General features: G+C 27.6%; 3 protein-coding genes. All 3 read right to left on the bottom strand.

The window, feature by feature from the left end; genetic code table 11:
- Positions 1–14 precede the first annotated feature (14 nt).
- Positions 15–521: a hypothetical protein gene (locus tag EZM65_RS15330; RefSeq protein ID WP_136669436.1), complete on the bottom strand. Its 507-nt coding sequence runs from the start codon at positions 519–521 to the stop codon at positions 15–17.
- Positions 522–698: 177 nt separating this feature from the next.
- Entirely contained in the window at positions 699–1319 is a 621-nt protein-coding gene (locus EZM65_RS15325) for a hypothetical protein (protein WP_136669435.1), read from the bottom strand.
- Positions 1320–1484: 165 nt separating this feature from the next.
- The coding region (locus EZM65_RS15575; RefSeq protein ID WP_169051727.1) for a hypothetical protein at positions 1485–2078 on the bottom strand (594 nt) is incomplete at its 5' end.

The following is a 2078-nucleotide window of genomic DNA, read 5'->3' as shown; positions in this document are numbered from 1 at the left end:
CTTAAAAGGATTTATTAGTCTAAACCGCTGTTATGAGTAGTACTTGTATTCCATTTAGCACTTTTCCATGAAATTAATAACCCAATTAAAGTGAAAAATATTCCACCAATTAGATTTTTAACTCCAAAATCATTTGAAAAAAGTCCTCCAAAAGTATTGAATGTGTTATTTATGATTCCTTTTTTTAAAATGCCAGTAGCAAAAGGAATTAGAACAATAAAAAGAACGGAAGTTATGTATATTGGAGATTTCTTATTTTGCCAATTAATTACGCCAATGAGAATAATTCCGATTATAAACCCATATAAGGCAAAGTAGGCATCAAAAACAATAAAATTTGCCATTGTTTTATATTGCGATTGAAATTGTTTCCAACAATTGGATTCATTATTTTGAAAATAATCGATAAGACATTTATATTTTTCCGCTTGTGACGAAAGTATAAGCCTTTTTATTCCATTTATTAGAAATATCAGACTAACACATTGAGCTAACACAATTTTTATGTTGATTTTCTTCATCTACTAAGTTTTTCATCGCTATGATAGTATTACTCATAACGTCCCGCCGGCTTTATGAAGTTGGGGAGATTTGTTCCCAAACTTTCCATTAGGACTGAAGTCAAATATACAAAAAGCTCGTCCCATTAAACACTAAAACCCCAATTTCATAAAACCGCTGTTATATGACGTATTTGTTTAATTTCCAAACAATCGAATTCTAGGAACAGTATTATTCCAGCTTTTCATTAAAGTAATGGTTATGTAGCTTATATTTTCTGTTTCTTCATAGCCATAATAAATTTCTAATCTCGGAAACTCTTTATAAGAATTTTTTAAAAAAAGAGTTTTTTCGTTATCTATCAAACTAATATTGTAATCATTTCTCACTGTTGTTACAATTTTCTTTACGCCAAATAATTCAAAATATTCCGTAAGTTTTTTATATTCAGATATGCATTTGATTTTATCATCAAAAAATATGTTCATTTTTATTTGATAAAGACCATACTTGTCAAAATATTTTTTATCATATAAATAATTTACATTAAAGTTTCCTGAATAAAAATTCGATATAAATGGATGAGTTTTAAATTTTATTATGTTTTTTTCTGGTATTCTTTTTTTATCACCTGGTTCTACATCAAGAGGTCCAAAATATTTTTCTTCAATTTGGGTAGGTTTTAATGTTGTATCAAATCCCATAAAAATATCACTTAATTTATTTTCAATGGCTTTTTGTTGTTCAATATTTTGACTCAAACAATTTGAAATAAACAAATTAAAAAATAATAAAAAGTAAATATGCTTCTTTTCCATTTCTGTTTTCAAGCTTGATAATATGTCATATAACGTTCCCTTGCTACAAGCGGTTTGGGGTTAAATCAGCGTTATTTTTCGGATTTGCCAAAACTGCCAAATACAAACCAATTTTTCCATTAAGCCAATTGCCCAAATCGCTTGTAGCAAGTGTTAGCGGTAGGCTTATTTTTTCACTCTGTTTAATACTTGTCTAAAATATTTATTTAATAACCCGATTCCATTATATTTTTTCAAAACTATTGGCAAAGATTTTAATTTCAATTCTTCATATTCTAAAGGTGTATCTAGTAAATCACCAAAATAAGCCATTTTATAGATTGGATTTTCTGAATCAATGTTAATGGCATTTGTTATCAATTCTTTACTTAGTTTTTCATAAACTTCATGATTTCCAAATTCATACGGAAAGATTGACATTGTATATCCAACAATAAAATTAAATTCGGGATTATCGTTAAAATTTACTTTTCCTTCAAGAAACATTTTCTGTAAACGTTTTTCTCTATTTATTTTTTCAATAAACTCATTCGGCATATCTTCGATTATAATCCAAAGAAAAAAGTAAAAGTGTTTCCAAACTTCAAAATCATCGCTATTTGTAGAGTATAAATTTTCGTATGATTTGAATGCTAAATCAAACTCTTTTTTTTCTTCTAATTCAACTATTGTATTTAATTCTGAGTTCATATGCAATGATTCGTTATTCTGCGAAAGCTTACCGCTAACGTTTTGTGGCTTTGTGGCCGTTGCGTAAAT

Origin of the sequence: Flavobacterium sp. H122 (assembly GCF_004959765.1) — a bacterium.
Classification (GTDB): domain Bacteria; phylum Bacteroidota; class Bacteroidia; order Flavobacteriales; family Flavobacteriaceae; genus Flavobacterium.
Note: the sequence above shows the minus strand (reverse complement) of the source record. Positions and strands in the feature narration are given on the sequence as shown.